The sequence below is a fragment of the Ciceribacter sp. RN22 genome (assembly GCF_024054295.1).
GTDB lineage: Bacteria > Pseudomonadota > Alphaproteobacteria > Rhizobiales > Rhizobiaceae > Allorhizobium > Allorhizobium lividum.
Map to the genome: position 1 here is coordinate 1,277,081 of NZ_JAMXLD010000002.1, position 17,555 is coordinate 1,294,635.

Below are 17,555 nucleotides of genomic sequence, written 5' to 3' on the forward strand. Positions count from 1 at the left end.
TTTTTTTTGCTGCTCGTCAATGCGGCCGACCTCCGGGCGCAGGATGGCGGCGCGGGAGCGGCGCTGACCGAGATCGGGATCGGATACCTGCGCGCCTACGAACCGCAACTGGCGCTGTCGGTCCTCGACATTCCGCCACGCGACGAGGGCGTGGCCGGCGCGAACGTCGCGATCAACGACAACAACACGACGGGCAAATTCCTCGGGCAGTCCTTCAGCCTCGACGTCGTTGAGGTCAAATTCGATGCGGATGTGGTAGCGGCGTTCAGGGAGATGCTCGCCCGCGGCGACAAGTTCGTGCTGACCGACGTCTCCGCAGCCCAATTGCTCTCGATCGCCGACCTCGCCCGCGACAACGGTGTGCTCCTCTTCAACGTCGGCGCCACCGACGACGTGTTGCGCGAGGAAGAATGCCGGTCGAACGTCTTCCATACCGCACCGACCCGCAGCATGCTGGCCGATGGTCTCGCGCAATATCTGGTATGGAAGCAGTGGCGGAGATGGGTGCTGCTTTACGGCTCGCACGAACGCGACCAGCTTTATGCCGATGCAATCCGCCGCGCCGCTGCACGCTTCGGTGCGACGATCGTGGAGGAGCGCTTGTACGAAGACACGGGCTCCGCCCGCCGCACCGACACGGGCGTCATCCAGGTGCAACGCCAGATGCCCGTCTTCACCCAGAACCTGCCGGAGCATGACGTCGTCGTCGTCGCCGACGAGAGCGAGGTGTTCGGCAGCTACGTCCCCTACCGCACCTGGACACCGCGCCCGGTCGCCGGCACCGCCGGACTCATCCCTTCAAGCTGGCATCCGGCGAGCGAACAATGGGGCGGATCGCAGATCCAGAACCGTTTCTCCAAGGCAACCGGCAGGCGCATGCTGTCCAAGGACATGCAGGCATGGACAGCCGTGCGCATCCTCGGCGAAGCGGCGACCCGCACGCAAGGTAACGATCCCGAGAAAATCGAAGCCTTCATAAAGTCGGACGACTTCTCGATCGCCGCGTTCAAGGGACAGAAAGTGACCTTCCGCACCTGGAACTGGCAATTGCGCCAGCCCATCCTGCTGGGCGACGGCCGCGGCGTCGTCTCAACCTCCCCCCAGGAGGGCTTTCTCCATCAATTCTCGGAGCTCGACACGCTCGGCGTGGACCGGCCCGAAACCAAGTGCAAGCTGAAATAGAAAAAGTGGGAGGAGAGAATGCAGCGACTTCTCAGGCAGCTCTATTGCGCCGCCGTGGCGACGGTCATCGCCCAGCCCGCTTGGGCGAATGCGGTCTACGTGTCCAATGAAAAAGACAACACGGTGACCATCGTCGACTCCGACACGATGGAGCCGGTCAAGACGATCAATGTCGGGCAGCGCCCCCGTGGCATCACCGTCTCCCGCGACGGCAAGTTTCTCTACGTCTGCGCCAGCGACGACGATACCGTCGAGATCATCGACACGGCGACCCACGAGATTGTCGGCAGCCTGCCGTCCGGTCCGGACCCAGAGCTCTTCGTTCTTTCCCCCGACGGCAAGACGCTCTACGTCGCAAATGAGGACGACAACCTCGTCACCGTCATCGACGTCGAGCAGAAGCGTGTTCTTGCAGAAATCCCGGTCGGCGTGGAACCCGAAGGTATGGGTATAAGTCCGGACGGGAAGATCATGGTGAACACGTCTGAGACAACCAACATGGCGCACTTCATCGATACGGAGAGCCATGAGATCGTCTCCAACGTACTGGTCGACGCGCGTCCACGTTTCGCACAGTTCAAGCCGGACGGCTCGGAGGTCTGGGTGAGTGCGGAGATCGGCGGAACGGTCTCGGTGATCAACAATGCCAGCCGTGAGGTAAAGCACAAGATCAACTTCGAAATCCAGGGACTGCGGTCCGAAGCCATCCAGCCGGTCGGCATACGGATCTCCGCCGACGGCAAGAAGGCCTATGTCGCCCTCGGTCCCGCCAACCGGGTCGCGGTCGTCAATGCGGAAACTTACGAGGTGGAGAAGTACGTGCTGGTCGGTCAGCGCGTCTGGCAACTCGCGTTCACGCCGGACGGCAAGTACATCATCAGCACCAACGGGCTTTCGAACGACATTACCTTCATCGACACGCAATCCGACGAGCCGGTGAAATCGGTCACCGTCGGAGCCCTGCCCTGGGGCGTGACGGTGGCGCCAAACTGACCTGCAACAGAAAACCGGGAGGACCGAATGTCCAAGCTCAAGCTCGTCGCATACGCAGCCATCATCAGCCTGCTTTCAATCCAGCCTTACGCAGCCGCCCAGGAAGAGGACGACGACAACGACCAGCCGAAGGTCACGCGCGCCAGCAAGAATCTTCCGGAACTGATCCTCGGTTCGAAGGAGGATATCTACGCCGTCAACCAGAAGGACTTCGAACTCGTCGCCGGCCAGGGTTACCGCTGGAAGGTCACATCGGCGGGAGGCCTCGAATACAAGTTCGCAACCGATCTCTTCCGGAACGTCTGGATGAACCAGATCATCATCGACGACCTTGAAGTGCACATGAACGGTGCTCCCGCCTGGCTGGAATTCGACGCCGAGGGGACGATCAATGTTCAGTTCACCACCGTCAGGCCGGGAGAATACACCTGGTCCGTGCCTGATCTCGCCGACAAGGGCATGAAGGGCAAGATCGTCATCAAGTAACTGCCCACTTTCCGTGCAACACAGGAGCGGGTGGCGGCGTATCGTCACCCGCGGGAAGGGGAGCCTCCAATGATCAAGGCCGGATTGCCCGAAGGTGTGAATACGAAGCCGAAGCAGGATGCGGCACTGCCTCCGCTGGAACTGAGTTCCGTCAGCTACAGCTACGGCAGCCGCAAGGTGCTCGACAATGTCTCCTTTTCGATCGAAGCCGGCCGGTTTGCAGTGCTGCTCGGTCTCAACGGCGCCGGCAAGACCACGCTCTTTTCATTGATCAGCCACCTCTTTTCGCCACAGACCGGCACGATCCGCATCTTCGGTCACGACATACGTCGCAAGGCCGGAAGCGCGCTTCGCCGGCTTGGCATCGTCTTCCAGGCCCGGACCCTTGATCTCGATCTCACCGTCCTGCAGAACCTCGCCTACCACGCCTCTCTCCACGGGATCGGCACGCGCACGGCGCGCGATCGTATCCGGGAACTGCTCGCCTCGATCGACATGGAGGACCGGCTGCACGACAAGGCGCGCAGCCTCTCCGGAGGACAGATGCGGCGCGTTGAAATCGTCCGCGCGCTCCTTCACCGCCCGTCACTGCTGCTACTGGACGAGGCGACCGTCGGGCTCGACATCAAGTCGAGGGCGGCGATCCTCGCCGATATCCGGCACCTCGTCGCGCAGGAAGGCATCAGCGTCCTCTGGGCGACCCACCTGATCGATGAAGTCAACCAGGCGGACCAGGTTGTGGTTCTGAACATTGGAAAGGTCGTCGCCGACGGTGCCGTGGCGGACGTGATCCGACAAACCGGTTCCACGACGCTCCATCAGGCATTCTCCACGCTCACAGGCATCGTGGACATCCGAGCAGGAGGTACACGGCCATGACCGATATCACGGGACATGACGGCGCGATGTCACGCTGGGCGCCTCGCGAACGCTTCGGGCTTCTGCAATACCTCGTCTGCCTGAATGGCATTCTGAAGCGCGAGGGGTTGCGCTACCTGAACCAGCGGGAACGCTTCATCTCCTCGCTCGTGCGGCCCCTGCTCTGGCTGTTTATCTTCGCGGCAGGGTTTCGCCAGGTCCTCGGCGTCTCGATCATCCCACCCTACAAGACCTATGTGTTGTACGAAGTCTACATCACGCCAGGGCTGTGCGGAATGATCCTGCTCTTCAGCGGCATGCAGTCTTCGTTGTCGATGGTCTACGACCGCGAGATGGGTAACATGCGGATCCTTCTCGTCAGCCCCTTCCCACGCTGGTTCCTGCTGGTTTCGAAGCTTCTTGCCGGCGTTGCGGTGTCGATCGTGCAAGTCTATGTCTTCCTTGCCATCGCCTGGTTCTGGGATGTGAAAGCGCCCGTCGTCGGCTATCTTCTGGTGCTGCCGGCGCTCTTCCTGTCCGGGTTGATGCTGGGTGCTCTCGGGATGCTCCTGTCGTCCTTGATCCGGCAACTCGAGAACTTCGCCGGGATCATGAACTTCGTGATCTTCCCGATGTATTTTGCATCCTCCGCACTCTATCCGCTGTGGCGTGTGCAGGAAGCATCTCCCCTGCTCTATCGGATCTGCCTGGTTAACCCGTTCACCTATGCCGTCGAACTGGTGCGTTTCGCCTTCTATGGCCAGATCGAATGGACATCCCTTCTGGTGGTCGCAGCTTTCACGTTTCTGTTCCTGGCGGGCGCCATTCTCGCCTACAATCCGAGCCTGGGCCTCACGACCCGCAAGCAAGACACGGGAGGAAACACATGAGGACATCGATCATCGTCGTGGCTGCCGCCGGCATCGGCATGTTGCCGGGGCTGGCCGTCGGCGCCACCAACACCGATCCGGATTGGCCCTGCGTCCAGCGCAAGGTACCGGAGTTGTCCGTCGCACAGGTATGGAACGGAGACGCCCTTCCGGACAACGCCAAGGACTGGAGCAAGGATCCGGCCGTCGAGCAACTGGTCGACGAACTGGCAGCGCGGCGAGTTCCGATGGACACCGCCCGGAAACAACTCGAGACATTCGTCGCGACACTGCCCGCCGACCACACGGACGAGAAGCTTGCGCAGGTTTTCCTGGGCCTGTTCGAAAAGCTCAACCGGGAACGCGAGCAGGTCATCTCCGGCATCGCCCGCTATGCCGGCAAACAGCGGCAAATGGCGGCCGATCTCCGCAAGAAGGCATCGGATGTCGACAAGCTGAGGCGAGATGCGAATGCCGACCCGACCGAGTTCGAGAAGCAGAGCGATCAGTTGAAGTGGGAAACACGCGTCTTCGAAGAGCGCGTCCAGTCGCTTAGCTACGTCTGCGAGGTGCCCACGATCATCGAGCAGAGGCTCTACGGCCTGTCAAAACTCATCGGCCAACTCATGCCGAAGAGCTGACGGGTCCACACGTCCGATGCGCCTGTACTGGAAGCCCTGTGCGGCGCCGTTTCTCTTCTCAGCGAGCTCCGCCATGCGATGATGAAATGGTGACTTGATGCAGGCCGGATCGGTGGCGGACGCATTGCCGGCAATCGCCAGGGCCTGACAGCGACAACCGCCCCAGTCGACCTCCTGGCGATCGCAGCTGCGGCACGGCTCCGGCATCCAGTCCGTGCCTCGGAAAGCATTGAAAGCGTCGGATCGATACCAGATATCCGTAAGCGTGCGGTGGCCAAACCGATCGAAGCTCAGGGACGGGATGGTGGCAGCCGCATGGCACGGCAGCACCGTGCCGTCGGGGGTGACTACGAGGGCATCCCTCGCCCAGCCGCCCATGCAGGGCTTGGGATAAACCGCGAAATAATCGGGCGTCACGAAATCGATCGCCATCACGCCGTGCAGCCGCTCCTGCGCCGCTTCGACGATCTCGACCTGTCGTTCGACATCCGCCCTGTCCGGCATCAGTGCGTCACGGTTGAGAAGTGCCCATCCTGCGTACTGCACATTGGCGATCTCGAGCCGTTCGGCCCCGAGCGACAGCGCAAGTTCGATGAAGGCCGGTACCTCGTCCATGTTGTGCCGGTGGATGGGCGCGTTGATCGTCAGCGGAAGGCCGGCGGAACGCACCTGGCGAGCGGTCTCGAGCTTCTTTTCCTGCGCGCCTTTGTGATTGCCGATCAGTTCGGTCGTGGCAGCATTCACGCCTTGAAAGCTCAACTGCACATGGTCGAGACCGACATCCGCCAATGCCTGGATGCGCCCCTCCGGGATGCCGACACCGGCGGTGACGAGATTGGTGTAGACCCCACGACGAGCGAGACAGGCAATCAGTTCTTCGAGATCTGGGCGAAGCGTCGGCTCGCCGCCGGAAAGGTGAACCTGCAGGACGCCGAGATCGGCCGCTTCCTCGAAAAGCGACAGCCAGCCTTCCATCGACAGTTCCCGATCAGCCTTCAGAAGCTCCAGCGGGTTCGAGCAATAGACACATTGCAGCGGACATCGATACGTAAGCTCGGCCAGCATGCCGAGTGGCGGAAGAATCTCGCTCATAACGCCACCACCAGCCTGTCCGCCCATTCCTGGAGGAAGGTCTCCACGTCCGCTGTGATGTCCCCGGCCGGGGTTTCGTATTGCTCGGCCAGACATTCAATGATCTTCCGAGGAGACCGCTGTCCATTGCACAACCGCAGAATCTCGAGACTGACTTCGTTCGGCCAATAGACCCGCTCCGGCGCCAGCAGTGCCCAGGCGTCCCGCACTGGATCGAATTGCAGCCGGCAGTACCGCTTCAGCATCGGCCTGGATGAAAGCGAGAGAACAGCGCGCTCCCGGACGAGGGTCATTATGCAGCCCCCGGATCAAAAGCGCCGGGCGGAATGTGCCCGTTCTCGCCATAGGCGTGTTCGAGCGCGTCCAGCATCGACCAGAGCACATCGCACTTGAAGACAAGGGCATCGATGACGGCCTGTTGCTTCTGCGGCGTGTCGGCATGCTTCAAGACATAGGCCAGTGCGAATTCCGCATCTCTAGATGCCTGGACCGGCCGGGGCTTGAAGTAGGCGAGGATGTCCTCGGTGACATAATCGTATTTGGCGAGCATGGCTGGCACGCGCTCGCCTATGATCACCGGTGAGAAGAGTTCGGTCAGCGACGAGGCGACCGCTTCCAGAAGACTGCGCTCGGTACAGAACGAAAGATAGGCCCCGACTGCGAAACGGGTCGCCGGAAGCGCCCGACGCTCGCTCTTGACCATATCCTCATCGAGGCCGAGACCTGTTGCCAGCTTCACCCAACGGGCAATACCGCCGTCCCAGCCGTTGGTGCCGTCATGATCCTCGATGCGCTTGCGCCATTCGGCACGGAAGGCCGGATCCTCCGCCCGCGCGAGGATCATCGCATCCTTCCTCGGAATGACCGCCTGATAGCAATAGCGGTTCAGCGCCCAGGCCTGGAGCTGGCCCTTGCTCAGCGTCCCCGACACCATCTTGTGGTGCAGCGGATGACGATTGTGATAGCGCGCCGCTCCCACCTCGCGCAGGAGGGCTTCGAGCGCGCCCGGCGTCAGTCCGTTCCTTGCAGCACTGGAAAACGTGGTCATAGTCTGATCTCCATTCCGTCATGGCCGACTTCCCAACCGTTCGCCCGGACAGCACGATGCTCGGGGGAGCGCTCGTCGAGAATCGGATTGGTGTTGTTGATATGCACGTAGACGCGCCGCCCGACCGGCACGTCGGCGAGCAGCGCCATCGAGCCCTGCGGCCCAGATATCTGCAAATGGCCCATGCGTTTGCCGGTCTTGGGTCCGACACCGGCATCGAGCATCTCGTCGTCGGTGAAGACCGTCCCGTCAAAGAACAGGCAGGCGGCACCGGTCAAACGTGTCTTGAGACTGCCGTCGACCGCCGCACAGCCGGGAATATAGAACGCTGACGACGCGGCATCCGGTTCGAAGATACGCAAGCCGACGGTATCCCCGTCTTCGGTGCCGAAGCCATCATCGGCGCGGTCGACATCCTCAAGAAAGAGGGCAATCTTGCCGGGAACGGAAAACGTCTCGACCATGATGCCGGTCGGCCGTCCGTCGCTGTCGGCGATCGGGATCACACCCTCCAGCGGAAGAGGGCGCCGATCCACGTATTGCGGATCCAGAACATTGAAGATGGTGTTCTGTTCGAGGACCTCGAGGACACGCTGGGTCGCGTAGATCACGAAGCGCTCGCGCTCCCTGAGGCTCAGGAGGCCGGCGATATGATCGACATCCGCATTCGTCAGCACGACGGCACGAATGGGTGTTGCCCGCAGGGCCCCCTCCTGCGGCGGCTGCAATTCCGGTGTTGCGGCGATCTGGGAACGGATGTCCGGCGAAGCGTTGAACAGCACCCAGTCCCGCCCGTTCGCACACGCTGCGAGACTCGACTGAGTTCGGGGGCGAAATCCTTCTTCCCCGCCGCGAACCGCTCGACTCAGCCGATAGTTGCAATTCCACTGCGGAAACCCTCCGCCTGCGGCAGACCCCAGGACATTCAACAACATACGACCGATCGTCCTCCAGCGACACATCGAGGGAGCCGCCCCGTCCGACACGAACGGGGCGGCCGAGTGGCCTATTTCTTCAGCTGCGCCGGGAAATAGCGAGACATCTCCATGCCCGCGGCAACAGTGCACATGGTCGGTTTCGTCCAGGTCTTCTTCATCAGCTCCTCCTTCTCTCTAAGACCGCAAGTGGTCTTGCTGGGTATCATACGCCTCAGTGGCGTAAGATCTCGGGTTGCAGGGGCGTGGCCTTCTCGGTCGGCTGTCCGGCGGCGATCCATCCGTCCGATCCGTGCGGATACCAGAGAACCTGCCGGTACCCCCATTCGACTGCGCGCCTTGCGGCGTTCCAGGACATCCAGCACCTTTCCTGGCAGTAAAAGAGCAGCACCCTCTCGTGGCTGCCGCCGGTGAGCCTTTCCAGGTTGGTGCGGAAAAACGCTTCCATCTCCTCGTTGAGTACCCCGTAGCCGACATTTGCGAGCCAGACGCTGCCGGGAATGTTCTCCCGTATCTTCTCCTTCCAGACCGTTCCCGCGGGCAACTCGGGCGGCCTCGGATTATAGGGCAGAACGTCGATGAAGACGGCCGCATGCGCTGTCCAGAGCCTCACGACCTCCGGCGTATCGACGACTCGTGCCCCCTTCAGCGTGTCGGGCACGTCGGCACGGTAATTTTCGGTCCTGTATGCGGACGGTTCCGCTACCGGTCCGGCAATCGCGGTTGCGACCGGCACAAGAGTGATCGCCGCGACCATAACCAATTCGCGCATCCGCATGACCGTCGCGTGCTCCTCCTCGCGGCCGCCTACTCGGTAATCGGCCGGCTGTTCTCGTCCACCAGCGGGACATTGTAGTCCAGCAGTATCCGGTTGATCTCCTTCTGGTTATCTCGAATGACTCTGTTCAAGGTCCGCTTCCATTCCTGATCCGACGGCCGGACCCCCATGGTGATGCGATAGGACATGTGGTCCGGCTTCTCCTTGAGAAGGGGGACGACGACGAGATCATTGCCGATCTGCTTTGCGTAGTAACCAGCCATCGGCCCCCAGAGGATCGCAACCTCGATCTGGCCGGCCTCCATCTCCTTTAGCATCACCTCGGCCATGGAGGGAGCAAGGCGCGTATCGACCATCAACGGATAGGGCTTGACGGTCCGCATGAGGCCCAGGCGCGCAAGCGTCGCCGCGGGCGGCGTACCGGCGACAATCCCGATCTTCTTGCCTGCAAGCCGCGGATCGGACAGCGTGTCGACGCCATCCAGGCCATCGCCCTTCCGATGCACGATCACATAGGTCGACTTGTAGTAGGCATTGGTGTTCTGCACGAGTTCGTCGCCCTGGGCATATCCGATGACCACGTCACAGAGATTGGCTCGCAGCGTGTTGCGCACAAAACCAGTCGCCATAGGAAACCAGGTGTAGGCGACCGACTTCCTGCCGGTCTTCGACGCGACGAGTTCCGCCAGCTTGTTCTCGAAACCGCCACCGTTCTCATCGGTGAAGGGCATGTTCGAGGGATCGGCGCAGACCCGCAGCACCTCCGGATCGACCAGTTCGCCGGCCGCACCGAGGCCTGCGCCCTGCGCACGCCCGGACGCCGGCAGCGCCAGAACAGAAAGCACGCTCCAAACGAGGACGCCTCTTGCCATGTCACCCACCCATGCAGGACGTTTCGTGGTCCTTCGCCGCTTGCGGCTTCTCCTCCTTCTTCGCGGGACGCCCTCTCGGCAGATCGCCGACGGCCCTTGCACGAAGGTAGACGTAGATGTCGTCGAGATAACAGTAGACGTTCTTATTGTCGCCAAAAGATGGCATCACGCTCTCCTTGCCGGCAGCCAGGTTCTTTCGCCCCTCGGCAACGATCTGGAGGAACTCTCCGTAAGTCAGAACTTTCAGAGAATCGGCAAGCACCGGTGCGAAAGACGATCCGGCACCATCCGCGCCGTGGCAGACAAAGCACTCCGAATTGAAGCGGCGGTATCCGCTGTAGGTGTACCAGTCGACGGTCCCGTCCTCGGCGATCTTGAAGGTCGGCGACCCTTCGGCGTCGAAATATTTCCCGTCTTCACTCGTGACCGCCGCGGCGGCAGCCTTGTCGTCCGCGAGGGCCGATGGCACACCCACCGGAAAAAGCAGCGCAAGGGCGAGCGGGGCGTATTTGAAGGTAAAATGCATAGGCACCTCGTGTTCGGCTCAAGCGGCCGGCACGCGCCGCCACCCGAAAACCTGAGAAAGTCGTGAAGTCGAGAGACAGCGAACCCGGCCCGCGGTCGCGCGACCGGGTTCACCCTGCTCAGGAGGTCATTTGAAAGCTATGTCTTCGCACCCTTCGGGCTTACTTGCCCGGCAGCGCGAACACCGTCAGCTGGCCGCCGAGGGTCGTATAGTCGGAGAGACCGGCATAACCGCCGACAGCACCCAGACCCTCCGTACCCTTGGTCAGACCCGCGGCGAGACCGATCCCGGCCCAGCCGCCCACCCCGGACAGCACAGCAACATACTGCTTGCCGCCATGTTCGTAGGTGGTGACGTTACCGATGATGCCGGAGGGCGTCTTGAACTTGTAGAGTTCGTTGCCCTGCAGGTCGACCGCCTTGAGGTAGCCTTCGAGCGTGCCGTAGAACACGACATCACCGGCCGTGGCGAGCGCCCCCGACCAGACAGAGAACTGTTCCGGCTTTGACCAGACGATCTCGCCCTTTGCGGCATCCCAGGCGATGAAGTTACCCATGCCGCCATGGCTGTTCGGCGCCGGATACATGGACAGCGTCGCCCCGATATAGGGCTGGCCCGCCGTGTAACTGACCCGGTAGGGTTCGTAGTCCATGCAGACGTGGTTGGTGGGGACGTAGAACAGCTTGGTCTTCGGCGAATAGGCCGCCGGCTGCTGGTCTTTCGTACCGAGAGCCGCCGGGCAAACGCCAGTGGTGTTCACGTCCTCACCGTTCTTGTGGGTGGAGTATTTGTCCACCACAATCGGCCGGCCATAGTCGGGGCTGTTCTTGTCCATGACCACTTCCGTGGCCCAGTTGACGGCCGGATCGTATTTTTTGGCGACCAGCAGTTCGCCGGTTGCGCGGTCAAGCGTGTAGGCGAAACCGTTGCGGTCCGGATGGAACAGGATATCCCGGGGCTTGCCGTCGATCTCCACGCCGTCTGCCAGGATCATTTCGTTGACGCCGTCATAGTCCCACTCATCATGGGGCGTCATCTGGTAGAGCCACTTGGCGACACCGGTATCGGCATCACGCGCCATGATGGTCATCGACCAGCGATTGTCCCCCGGACGTTGGCTCGGGTTCCACGTCGAAGGATTGCCCGTCCCGTAGAAGATCAGGTTGAGCTTGGGGTCATAGGAATACCAGCCCCAGGTGGTTCCGCCACCGATCTTCCACTGGTCGCCTTCCCACGTCTTCGTGCTCGAACTGGGGCCGACCGGCTTGCCGAGATGGGTGGTCTTTTCCGGATCGATGAGCATTTCATCGTCGGAACCCATCGAATAGGCCCGCCAGGCGAGAGAGCCGTCCTTGATGCTGTAAGCCGTCAGGTGACCGCGAACGCCGAACTCGCCGCCGGAAATGCCGACGATGACCTTGTCCTTGACCACCATAGGCGCCGAGGTACCGGATTCCCCGGTGCTGCCGTCGGCCGTCGTACCGTTCTTGACGGACCAGACGGGCTCGCCCGTCTTGGCGTCGAGCGCCACCAGCGTTGTATCCGCCTGATAGAGGAAAATCTTCCCATCGGCATAGGCCACGCCACGGTTGACCGTGTCGCAGCACATGATCGGGATGACGTTGGAATCTTGCTTCGGCGTATATTTCCAGAGAATCTTGCCATCGTTGTTCAAGTCGAGAGCAAAGACGGTGTTCGGGTACGGCGTGTGAACGTACATCACGTCGCCGACGATGAGCGGACCCCCTTCATGTCCGCGAAGAACGCCGGTCGAGAAGGTCCAGGAGACCTGGAGATCCTTCACATTGTCCTTGTTGATCTGGTCGAGTTGCGAGTATCGCGTATTGGCATAATCCCCGCTCTGGATCACCCAGTTCTTCGAATCGGACATCATGCCTTGAAGATCGTCATTCGCCATGGCTCCTCCAGCCAAGGCGAACGACAGAGCGGTGGTGGCCAGAGCCACGTTCATTACAGTTCTTGCAGGTTTCCGTGCACGCATATCGAGTCCTCCCTAAGTCCAAAATGGACGAGCTAGGCGGCATCCGCCTCGAAAGGCCTCACCGCGCCATCAGCTCACGCAAATGGGAAGTATTTCCGGCAGCGTGTCACGACCGAAGCCAAGGCGTGCGGAGGGCACCGTTACCGCCCACCCCGCTTGGCCTGCGAAGACTGTCACCACTCCCTTGACGGCAACGTCCTTGAAGCCGGAAACAGGGAGACGATAGGTTATCGAAATCAAATGCGCAAGAGGTTTGTGAATTAATGTCTACTGCAACGCACTATATCGATTCCGCAACGCAGTATACCATGAATTTTAATTGGTTTACCGAGGGAAGATTTGGATACCATGGCAATCTATTATGACGATTGATTTTAGCGTTTGCCATCCATTGAATTCTACTGCTATTCTTGCGCTAGACTTTACTGCCATGCAGCATGAGGAGCCACCCATGAGTGCTCGGAATTTTGTCAGGGCTTCAATTGTGGCAGCCGCCGTCGCAGCCGGTTCGGGGGCGGTGGCGATGGGGTCCGCAGAGTATCCGACAGCGACCGTCGCCGAATATGTCTATGGATGCATGAAGGCGAACGGGGAGAACAGGGAGATGCTCGATCGCTGTTCCTGCTCGATCGACGTCATCGCCTCCATCATACCCTACGAACACTATGTTACCGCGGAGACGTTCAAGGGCATGGGGCTCGTCGCGGGCGAAAAGGGAGCGCTCTTCCGCGAGACAGCGCCGGCCAAGGCCGCGATGACCGAACTGAGGCGGGCACAGGCGGAAGCCGACATCCGCTGTTTCTAATGGACCCTGCGGATTGTCAGGCTGGATCGAGGGGCCAATGCCCCTTGAATACCTGGCCTTCCGTGTCGGTCGCCTCGACCTTGATCTCCTCACCCGGCCTCGCGTCGAACTGGAAGCGAAAGTTCGGATCCTCGGAGATGGAGATGCCGCCCTCCATCTTCAGGATCAGCCTGTCCCCCTGGGAAATCGTCAGGTCGTGAACGAAATGCGCGGGAATGTAGTAGCGTGTGATCTGATCCATTTGCAGGCCGGAATTGTTCGGATGACGGATCATCAGCTGCACATCCGCCGCCTTCGACAAGTCGGTACCGCCCGATTGCGTCGGGAAGATCCGGAGCTTCATCTTGCCCAGCGCGGCCATCGCCTCGTCCTGGTTCTTGCTCGCCGGTGCACCGCAGCCGCCGGAGGCCTTGACGAAGGCTTGCGTCATGTAAAGCTTACCGTCCCCCGTCTCCGCTATCGCTCGTACATACGAATAGGAATCGACGCGGACGCGGGTGGCGAGATGCGTGACGCCGGCATCCTTGCCGAAGGTGAAGGTCGCGGCGACGGGAGACGGATTCTCGTCAATGACCAAGGTCACCGCCTTGATGGCCGCTTCCCCGCTTCGATTTTCGAAATGCAGGTCTATCGGCACGATGGCAGCATCCTCGGCGCGTGCAGGCGCCTCGATGGTGACGATGCCCTCGGCCGCTTCGATCGTGCGGCTCCCGAAAATGTCGGTCTTGAGACCATCCCACGTTGCCGTCGTCGCCGGGGATTGCGCCCGAGCCGGCATAGGCATACTGCCAGCCGCACAGAGCGAGAAGACGAAAAGCGCCGTGGCGACCTCACGTCGCGTCAGCAAGTCAAGGCGATGTCCAGTCATCTCTGCCTCCACCACAGAAATTGGCGGTGCCCGGCAGCGTCCATATTAGCACCAAGGCCCATGCACCGGCAAATCACGGTTCCGACAGCAGTGCGACCGACCGTGCGGCGCGGCGACGCTATTACCATTCCAGTTCAGCAAAGGCAGCCGTGGCGTTGCGAGGGTTATGCTCGTCGAAGAGCCGCCAGCGGCCACGTTCGTCTTCGGCAACCGTTTCGATGGCCTCGCCCATCGGAACGCCGCCGGCAATGGCTTTGCGGACGTCCCTGACGACCGCGGCGAAGTATCGCCTTTCATCATCAAGGGCTTGCGGCCACTTCGCCGCCACCGGCCCATGTCCGGGAACAACTTGCGACGCCCTGATTCCGGCAAGGGGTTCGAGCTGCTCGATCCAGCCGCGGATCGATCCGTCAAGGGTCGGCAGATGCTCCATGAAGCAGAGGTCGCCGGCAAAGAGGGTTCGCGTGGCCGTGTCGAGCACGGTGAGATCATTGTCCGTATGGGCAGGCTTCCAGGCCCTGAGAACGAGCGTCCGCCCGCCGAGGTCCAGTTGCCGTTCCACCTCCACCAGCACGTCGGGAGCCACGATGCGGACGTCCGCCATGAGGTCGCTCCCCATCGCGTCGTGGTAGCTCGAGAGATAGTACGATCCGCGGTTCGCGAGCGCCCTCGGCAGGTTATGATGACCGACGATCTGCACGCCGATTTCCGCAAACGCAGCATTTCCGAAAACATGGTCGGGATGCATGTGGGTATTGACGAGATAGCGGATGGGCCGGTCGGTCACGGCACGGACGGCCGCAATCAGTGCGCGCCCCTCGACAACGCTTCCGCCACTGTCGATGACGGCGACGGCATCCTTTCCGACAATGAACCCGACATTGCAGATCTCCCCCTTGTTGGCGGCACGCATCAGCTCGTGCCTGCCGCCGAAAACATGGATGCCCTCTGCGACCTCGCGTGTCGGCAGGGCCGTTTCGGCTGCGTGAAGACGCGCAGACGGCACCAGTGATGACAAGCCGAGCCAAACACCCGTCCTCAAGATGCGGCGGCGGTTCGGCAGGTTTACCATCGGCTCTCTCCTCATCCGTGATCGGAGAATTTCTCCCGGAAGGAGCGCATCAGATCGCTTCTGACCTGCTCGCTGCGCATCTCGCGTGGAATCCGGATCAGGAACACCCCGGTGACGCGCGAGGGACGAGACGAGAGAACAATGATCCGGTCTGCGAGCAGGATCGCTTCCTGTAAGTTGTGGGTTACCATCAAGGTCGTCATCGGCCGCTCCGACCACGCCACCGCCAGCATGCGGCGCAGCTGGTTCGCCGTAGCCTCGTCGAGGGAAACGAAGGGCTCGTCGAGCACCAGCAGACCCGGCTCGATCGCCAGTGCCCGCGCGATCGCCGCCCGACGGGCAAGGCCGAGAGAAAGCTCCCCCGGAAAGAACGACCGCATTGTCGAAAGGCCGAGCATAGAAAACAGCTGATCGAGATTCTTGTCGCGCAGCGCCGTGGGCAGTGCGAGCCTGACATTCGCCTCGACCGTCCGCCAGGGGAGCAGCAGGGGTTCCTGGAATACGACACCCACGCGCGGGTCCTCGGTGCCAGGCAAGCGAATGCTGCCCTCGAAGTCACGGTCGAGACCGAGCAGCGCCCTGAGTGTGGTCGTCTTGCCGCAGCCGGAGGGGCCGATCACGCAGGCGAACTCGTTCTCCTCCACCTCGATGTGCAGGTCGCGCAGCACCTCCAGCGTCTCGCCGGAGGCGGCACGGAATGCCTTTCGCTCGATATCGATTTCAAGCCGTGCGCCGGCGCCAACGGATGGATGCATGTTCAATGGGCTGTACCACCACCAGTTCGATGAAGAGCATGACGGCAACGAAGGTCAGCGTGTAGGCGAGAATCGTCGCGACGTCGAAGAGCTGGAAATAGAGGTTGATCTGGAAGCCGACCCCGTCTGAACGCCCGAGCAGTTCGACGACCAGGACGATCTTCCAGATGAGCGAGATGCCCGAGCGCCCTGCGGCGGCAAGGTAGGGCTGTAATTGTGGAAGCAGTACATGCCGGAACCGCGCGAACGCGCTGAAACGGTAGACTTGCGCCATCTCCGAATAGCGCAGGTCGAGCGCGCGTGTTCCCTCGCGCATGGTGACGATGACGTTCGGGATCTTGTTGACCGCGACGGCACCAATCGCCGCCGCTTCGTTGAGGCCGAACCAGATATAGGCAAGGACGATGATGACCAGCGCCGGAATATTGAGGAAGAGGATCACCCAAGGCTGAAGAAACGCATCGACCCGTCGATGGCCACCGAGATAGATACCGATCGCCGATCCGATCACCATGGCGAGCGAGAAGGAGGCAGCCACCCGCCAGAGCGTCACGCCGAGGTGGTGGGGGAGCTCACCCGTCGCGACCTCGCGCAGAAATGCCCTCAGTACATCGGCGGGAACGGGGAATGATCGACTGGGCCAGACCGTCGCAGTGACATGCCAGACCAAAACCAGGCTCGCGAAGGAGACCGCCGCCGTCATCGCCGGGACACCGAAGCCACGGCGCCGACCTACGGCATGTTCCGGCGAGGAGGAGGTCGACCGGTCAGGAACCGTGGTCACTTGGCCCTCCAATACGTCCCGGGCATGAGCGTCTTCGACGAGCCGACGAGCTTCTCTCCGCCGAGGTCCGCAAGGACCGCGTAGAGCGCGGCGGCATCCTTCTCCTCGTCTTCAATTGCCCGGTTCGGAATGCCTTCGCGATAGCGATCGCGCAGCACCGTGAGTGCTTGTCCGTCGGCCTTGATGATCGGCGCGAGCCGCAACCATTCCTCGTCGGAACTGCCCAGCAGCGCCTTGGCTTCGGCACTCGCGGCCATAAATCCGGCGATTGCGTCCGGATGCGCTTTCGCCCAGCTCTCATGGAAAATGTAACCGAGGGCGGATACCGGCCCGGACGCTCCGAGCGCCTCGGCGGCGTCGTTCGCACTCACCAGCCGCCGGAAGCCGGCAGCTTCCAGACGGGCACAGTAGTGCCAGAAATTCAGCACGGCATCGAGTTCGCCCTGCTGTGCCTTTTCTGCAAGCAGCGGGGGCGCACCGTAGGCGATGTCATTGTCGGCGGCGAGGTCGCCGGTCTTTTCCTTTCGCGCAAGCCCTTGCAGCAGCAGCCAGCTCTTGTCGATCGGTCCGCCGGCGACACCGATCTTCTTGCCCTTGAGGTCTGCGAGGCTCTTTATCGGTGACTCGGATGGCACCATGAGAGCGCCGACGGAGGTCGAGTAGGGGAACATCGTCAGGTCTTCACCGGATGCGCGCTGGCGGGAAACCCACAGCCAGTCGGAGACAATGAAGTCCACCTCCCCGGCCATGAGTGCGACGCTCGTCGCATCTTCCCCGGCGAAGAACCGGACGTCGACGTCGACGCCGTGCTTCTCGCCGATCTTGTGGTGCTTGATGGTGTCGAGTTCCCAGTTGACGGTCCCGAACTTGAGAACGCCCACCCTGACAGTCTCGGCGGCTCTTGCGCCGAGGGGCGGGATCAGCCCGACGCACACCAAGGCTACGAACACCGACCGACGGCACCAGAAAAGCATGTTCCGCATTCCCTC

The 17,555-nt window shown here is 61.6% G+C and carries 20 protein-coding genes; 7 read left to right on the forward strand and 13 right to left on the reverse strand.

What is annotated here, in order from left to right:
- Positions 1-9: 9 nt before the first annotated feature.
- The 6 genes from NHF53_RS20970 to NHF53_RS20995 all read left to right on the forward strand — a co-directional run bounded on the left by NHF53_RS20970 (position 10) and on the right by NHF53_RS20995 (position 5,029).
- Positions 10-1,182, forward strand: coding sequence for an ABC transporter substrate-binding protein (locus NHF53_RS20970; RefSeq protein WP_252836034.1), 1,173 nt, complete (start codon positions 10-12; stop codon positions 1,180-1,182).
- An 18-nt stretch (positions 1,183-1,200) separates the two neighbouring features.
- The gene (locus NHF53_RS20975; RefSeq protein WP_252835879.1) at positions 1,201-2,175 is read left to right on the forward strand and encodes a YVTN family beta-propeller repeat protein; all 975 of its coding nucleotides are present in this window, start codon (positions 1,201-1,203) and stop codon (positions 2,173-2,175) included.
- A 27-nt stretch (positions 2,176-2,202) separates the two neighbouring features.
- Complete coding sequence (locus NHF53_RS20980; RefSeq protein ID WP_252835880.1) at positions 2,203-2,661, forward strand: hypothetical protein; 459 nt, start codon at positions 2,203-2,205, stop codon at positions 2,659-2,661.
- Positions 2,662-2,730: 69 nt separating this feature from the next.
- Complete coding sequence (locus NHF53_RS20985) at positions 2,731-3,540, forward strand: ABC transporter ATP-binding protein (protein WP_114364773.1); 810 nt, start codon at positions 2,731-2,733, stop codon at positions 3,538-3,540.
- A complete protein-coding gene (locus NHF53_RS20990) occupies positions 3,537-4,409 on the forward strand; it encodes an ABC transporter permease (RefSeq protein ID WP_374591231.1) in 873 nt (290 codons plus the stop codon). The genes NHF53_RS20985 and NHF53_RS20990 overlap by 4 nt, the downstream gene beginning before the upstream one ends.
- Positions 4,406-5,029 (forward strand): hypothetical protein, encoded by a 624-nt coding sequence (locus NHF53_RS20995; RefSeq protein WP_252835881.1) that lies wholly within the window; start codon positions 4,406-4,408, stop codon positions 5,027-5,029. Before NHF53_RS20990 ends, NHF53_RS20995 begins: the two co-directional genes overlap by 4 nt.
- On the opposite strand, the gene pqqE is transcribed toward NHF53_RS20995, so the two are convergent.
- The 8 genes from pqqE to NHF53_RS21035 form a co-directional block, all read right to left on the reverse strand.
- Positions 4,994-6,121: a pyrroloquinoline quinone biosynthesis protein PqqE gene (pqqE, locus tag NHF53_RS21000; protein ID WP_252835882.1), complete on the reverse strand. Its 1,128-nt coding sequence runs from the start codon at positions 6,119-6,121 to the stop codon at positions 4,994-4,996. The two genes, NHF53_RS20995 and pqqE, sit on opposite strands and share 36 nt — an antisense overlap.
- Complete coding sequence (pqqD, locus tag NHF53_RS21005; RefSeq protein WP_252835883.1) at positions 6,118-6,414, reverse strand: pyrroloquinoline quinone biosynthesis peptide chaperone PqqD; 297 nt, start codon at positions 6,412-6,414, stop codon at positions 6,118-6,120. Before pqqD ends, pqqE begins: the two co-directional genes overlap by 4 nt.
- Positions 6,414-7,169, reverse strand: coding sequence for a pyrroloquinoline-quinone synthase PqqC (pqqC, locus tag NHF53_RS21010; RefSeq protein WP_252835884.1), 756 nt, complete (start codon positions 7,167-7,169; stop codon positions 6,414-6,416). Before pqqC ends, pqqD begins: the two co-directional genes overlap by 1 nt.
- Positions 7,166-8,104 (reverse strand): pyrroloquinoline quinone biosynthesis protein PqqB, encoded by a 939-nt coding sequence (pqqB, locus tag NHF53_RS21015; protein ID WP_252835885.1) that lies wholly within the window; start codon positions 8,102-8,104, stop codon positions 7,166-7,168. The genes pqqC and pqqB overlap by 4 nt, the downstream gene beginning before the upstream one ends.
- A 214-nt stretch (positions 8,105-8,318) precedes the next feature.
- Positions 8,319-8,876, reverse strand: coding sequence for a PQQ-dependent catabolism-associated CXXCW motif protein (locus NHF53_RS21020; RefSeq protein WP_252835886.1), 558 nt, complete (start codon positions 8,874-8,876; stop codon positions 8,319-8,321).
- A 35-nt stretch (positions 8,877-8,911) separates the two neighbouring features.
- Positions 8,912-9,754 carry a substrate-binding domain-containing protein gene (locus NHF53_RS21025; RefSeq protein ID WP_252835887.1) on the reverse strand — a complete coding sequence of 281 codons (843 nt, stop codon included), beginning with the start codon at positions 9,752-9,754 and terminating at the stop codon, positions 8,912-8,914.
- A gap of 1 nt (position 9,755) precedes the next feature.
- Positions 9,756-10,280 (reverse strand): c-type cytochrome, methanol metabolism-related, encoded by a 525-nt coding sequence (locus tag NHF53_RS21030; protein WP_252835888.1) that lies wholly within the window; start codon positions 10,278-10,280, stop codon positions 9,756-9,758.
- 160 nt (positions 10,281-10,440) lie between these two features.
- Entirely contained in the window at positions 10,441-12,252 is a 1,812-nt protein-coding gene (locus tag NHF53_RS21035) for a methanol/ethanol family PQQ-dependent dehydrogenase (RefSeq protein WP_114364783.1), read from the reverse strand.
- A 481-nt stretch (positions 12,253-12,733) separates the two neighbouring features.
- On the opposite strand from NHF53_RS21035, the gene NHF53_RS21040 reads away from it, so the two are divergent.
- Positions 12,734-13,087 carry a hypothetical protein gene (locus NHF53_RS21040; protein ID WP_252835889.1) on the forward strand — a complete coding sequence of 118 codons (354 nt, stop codon included), beginning with the start codon at positions 12,734-12,736 and terminating at the stop codon, positions 13,085-13,087.
- Positions 13,088-13,103: 16 nt separating this feature from the next.
- On the opposite strand, the gene NHF53_RS21045 is transcribed toward NHF53_RS21040, so the two are convergent.
- From NHF53_RS21045 to NHF53_RS21065, 5 genes are all read right to left on the reverse strand, one after another.
- Complete coding sequence (locus tag NHF53_RS21045) at positions 13,104-13,955, reverse strand: quinoprotein dehydrogenase-associated SoxYZ-like carrier (protein ID WP_252835890.1); 852 nt, start codon at positions 13,953-13,955, stop codon at positions 13,104-13,106.
- A 121-nt stretch (positions 13,956-14,076) separates the two neighbouring features.
- Complete coding sequence (locus NHF53_RS21050) at positions 14,077-15,027, reverse strand: quinoprotein relay system zinc metallohydrolase 2 (RefSeq protein WP_252835891.1); 951 nt, start codon at positions 15,025-15,027, stop codon at positions 14,077-14,079.
- An 11-nt stretch (positions 15,028-15,038) separates the two neighbouring features.
- Positions 15,039-15,782 (reverse strand): ABC transporter ATP-binding protein, encoded by a 744-nt coding sequence (locus NHF53_RS21055; RefSeq protein ID WP_114364787.1) that lies wholly within the window; start codon positions 15,780-15,782, stop codon positions 15,039-15,041.
- Positions 15,748-16,566, reverse strand: a complete 819-nt coding sequence (locus tag NHF53_RS21060; RefSeq protein ID WP_374591234.1) for an ABC transporter permease — start codon at positions 16,564-16,566, stop codon at positions 15,748-15,750. Before NHF53_RS21060 ends, NHF53_RS21055 begins: the two co-directional genes overlap by 35 nt.
- Entirely contained in the window at positions 16,563-17,549 is a 987-nt protein-coding gene (locus NHF53_RS21065; RefSeq protein WP_374591237.1) for an ABC transporter substrate-binding protein, read from the reverse strand. Before NHF53_RS21065 ends, NHF53_RS21060 begins: the two co-directional genes overlap by 4 nt.
- Positions 17,550-17,555 lie beyond the last annotated feature (6 nt).

Excerpts from the sequence above, each read along its gene's own strand:
- NHF53_RS20975 (WP_252835879.1), top strand. The coding sequence starts at position 1,201 with ATGCAGCGACTTCTCAGGCAGCTCTATTGCGCCGCCGTGGCGACGGTC.
- NHF53_RS20980 (WP_252835880.1), top strand. The coding sequence starts at position 2,203 with ATGTCCAAGCTCAAGCTCGTCGCATACGCAGCCATCATCAGCCTGCTT.
- NHF53_RS20985 (WP_114364773.1), top strand. The coding sequence starts at position 2,731 with ATGATCAAGGCCGGATTGCCCGAAGGTGTGAATACGAAGCCGAAGCAG.
- NHF53_RS20990 (WP_374591231.1), top strand. The coding sequence starts at position 3,537 with ATGACCGATATCACGGGACATGACGGCGCGATGTCACGCTGGGCGCCT.
- NHF53_RS20995 (WP_252835881.1), top strand. The coding sequence starts at position 4,406 with ATGAGGACATCGATCATCGTCGTGGCTGCCGCCGGCATCGGCATGTTG.
- pqqE (WP_252835882.1), bottom strand. The coding sequence starts at position 6,121 with ATGAGCGAGATTCTTCCGCCACTCGGCATGCTGGCCGAGCTTACGTAT.
- pqqD (WP_252835883.1), bottom strand. The coding sequence starts at position 6,414 with ATGACCCTCGTCCGGGAGCGCGCTGTTCTCTCGCTTTCATCCAGGCCG.
- pqqC (WP_252835884.1), bottom strand. The coding sequence starts at position 7,169 with ATGACCACGTTTTCCAGTGCTGCAAGGAACGGACTGACGCCGGGCGCG.
- pqqB (WP_252835885.1), bottom strand. The coding sequence starts at position 8,104 with ATGTTGTTGAATGTCCTGGGGTCTGCCGCAGGCGGAGGGTTTCCGCAG.
- NHF53_RS21020 (WP_252835886.1), bottom strand. The coding sequence starts at position 8,876 with ATGCGCGAATTGGTTATGGTCGCGGCGATCACTCTTGTGCCGGTCGCA.
- NHF53_RS21025 (WP_252835887.1), bottom strand. The coding sequence starts at position 9,754 with ATGGCAAGAGGCGTCCTCGTTTGGAGCGTGCTTTCTGTTCTGGCGCTG.
- NHF53_RS21030 (WP_252835888.1), bottom strand. The coding sequence starts at position 10,280 with ATGCATTTTACCTTCAAATACGCCCCGCTCGCCCTTGCGCTGCTTTTT.
- NHF53_RS21035 (WP_114364783.1), bottom strand. The coding sequence starts at position 12,252 with ATGAACGTGGCTCTGGCCACCACCGCTCTGTCGTTCGCCTTGGCTGGA.
- NHF53_RS21040 (WP_252835889.1), top strand. The coding sequence starts at position 12,734 with ATGAGTGCTCGGAATTTTGTCAGGGCTTCAATTGTGGCAGCCGCCGTC.
- NHF53_RS21045 (WP_252835890.1), bottom strand. The coding sequence starts at position 13,955 with ATGACTGGACATCGCCTTGACTTGCTGACGCGACGTGAGGTCGCCACG.
- NHF53_RS21050 (WP_252835891.1), bottom strand. The coding sequence starts at position 15,027 with ATGGTAAACCTGCCGAACCGCCGCCGCATCTTGAGGACGGGTGTTTGG.
- NHF53_RS21055 (WP_114364787.1), bottom strand. The coding sequence starts at position 15,782 with ATGCATCCATCCGTTGGCGCCGGCGCACGGCTTGAAATCGATATCGAG.
- NHF53_RS21065 (WP_374591237.1), bottom strand. The coding sequence starts at position 17,549 with ATGCGGAACATGCTTTTCTGGTGCCGTCGGTCGGTGTTCGTAGCCTTG.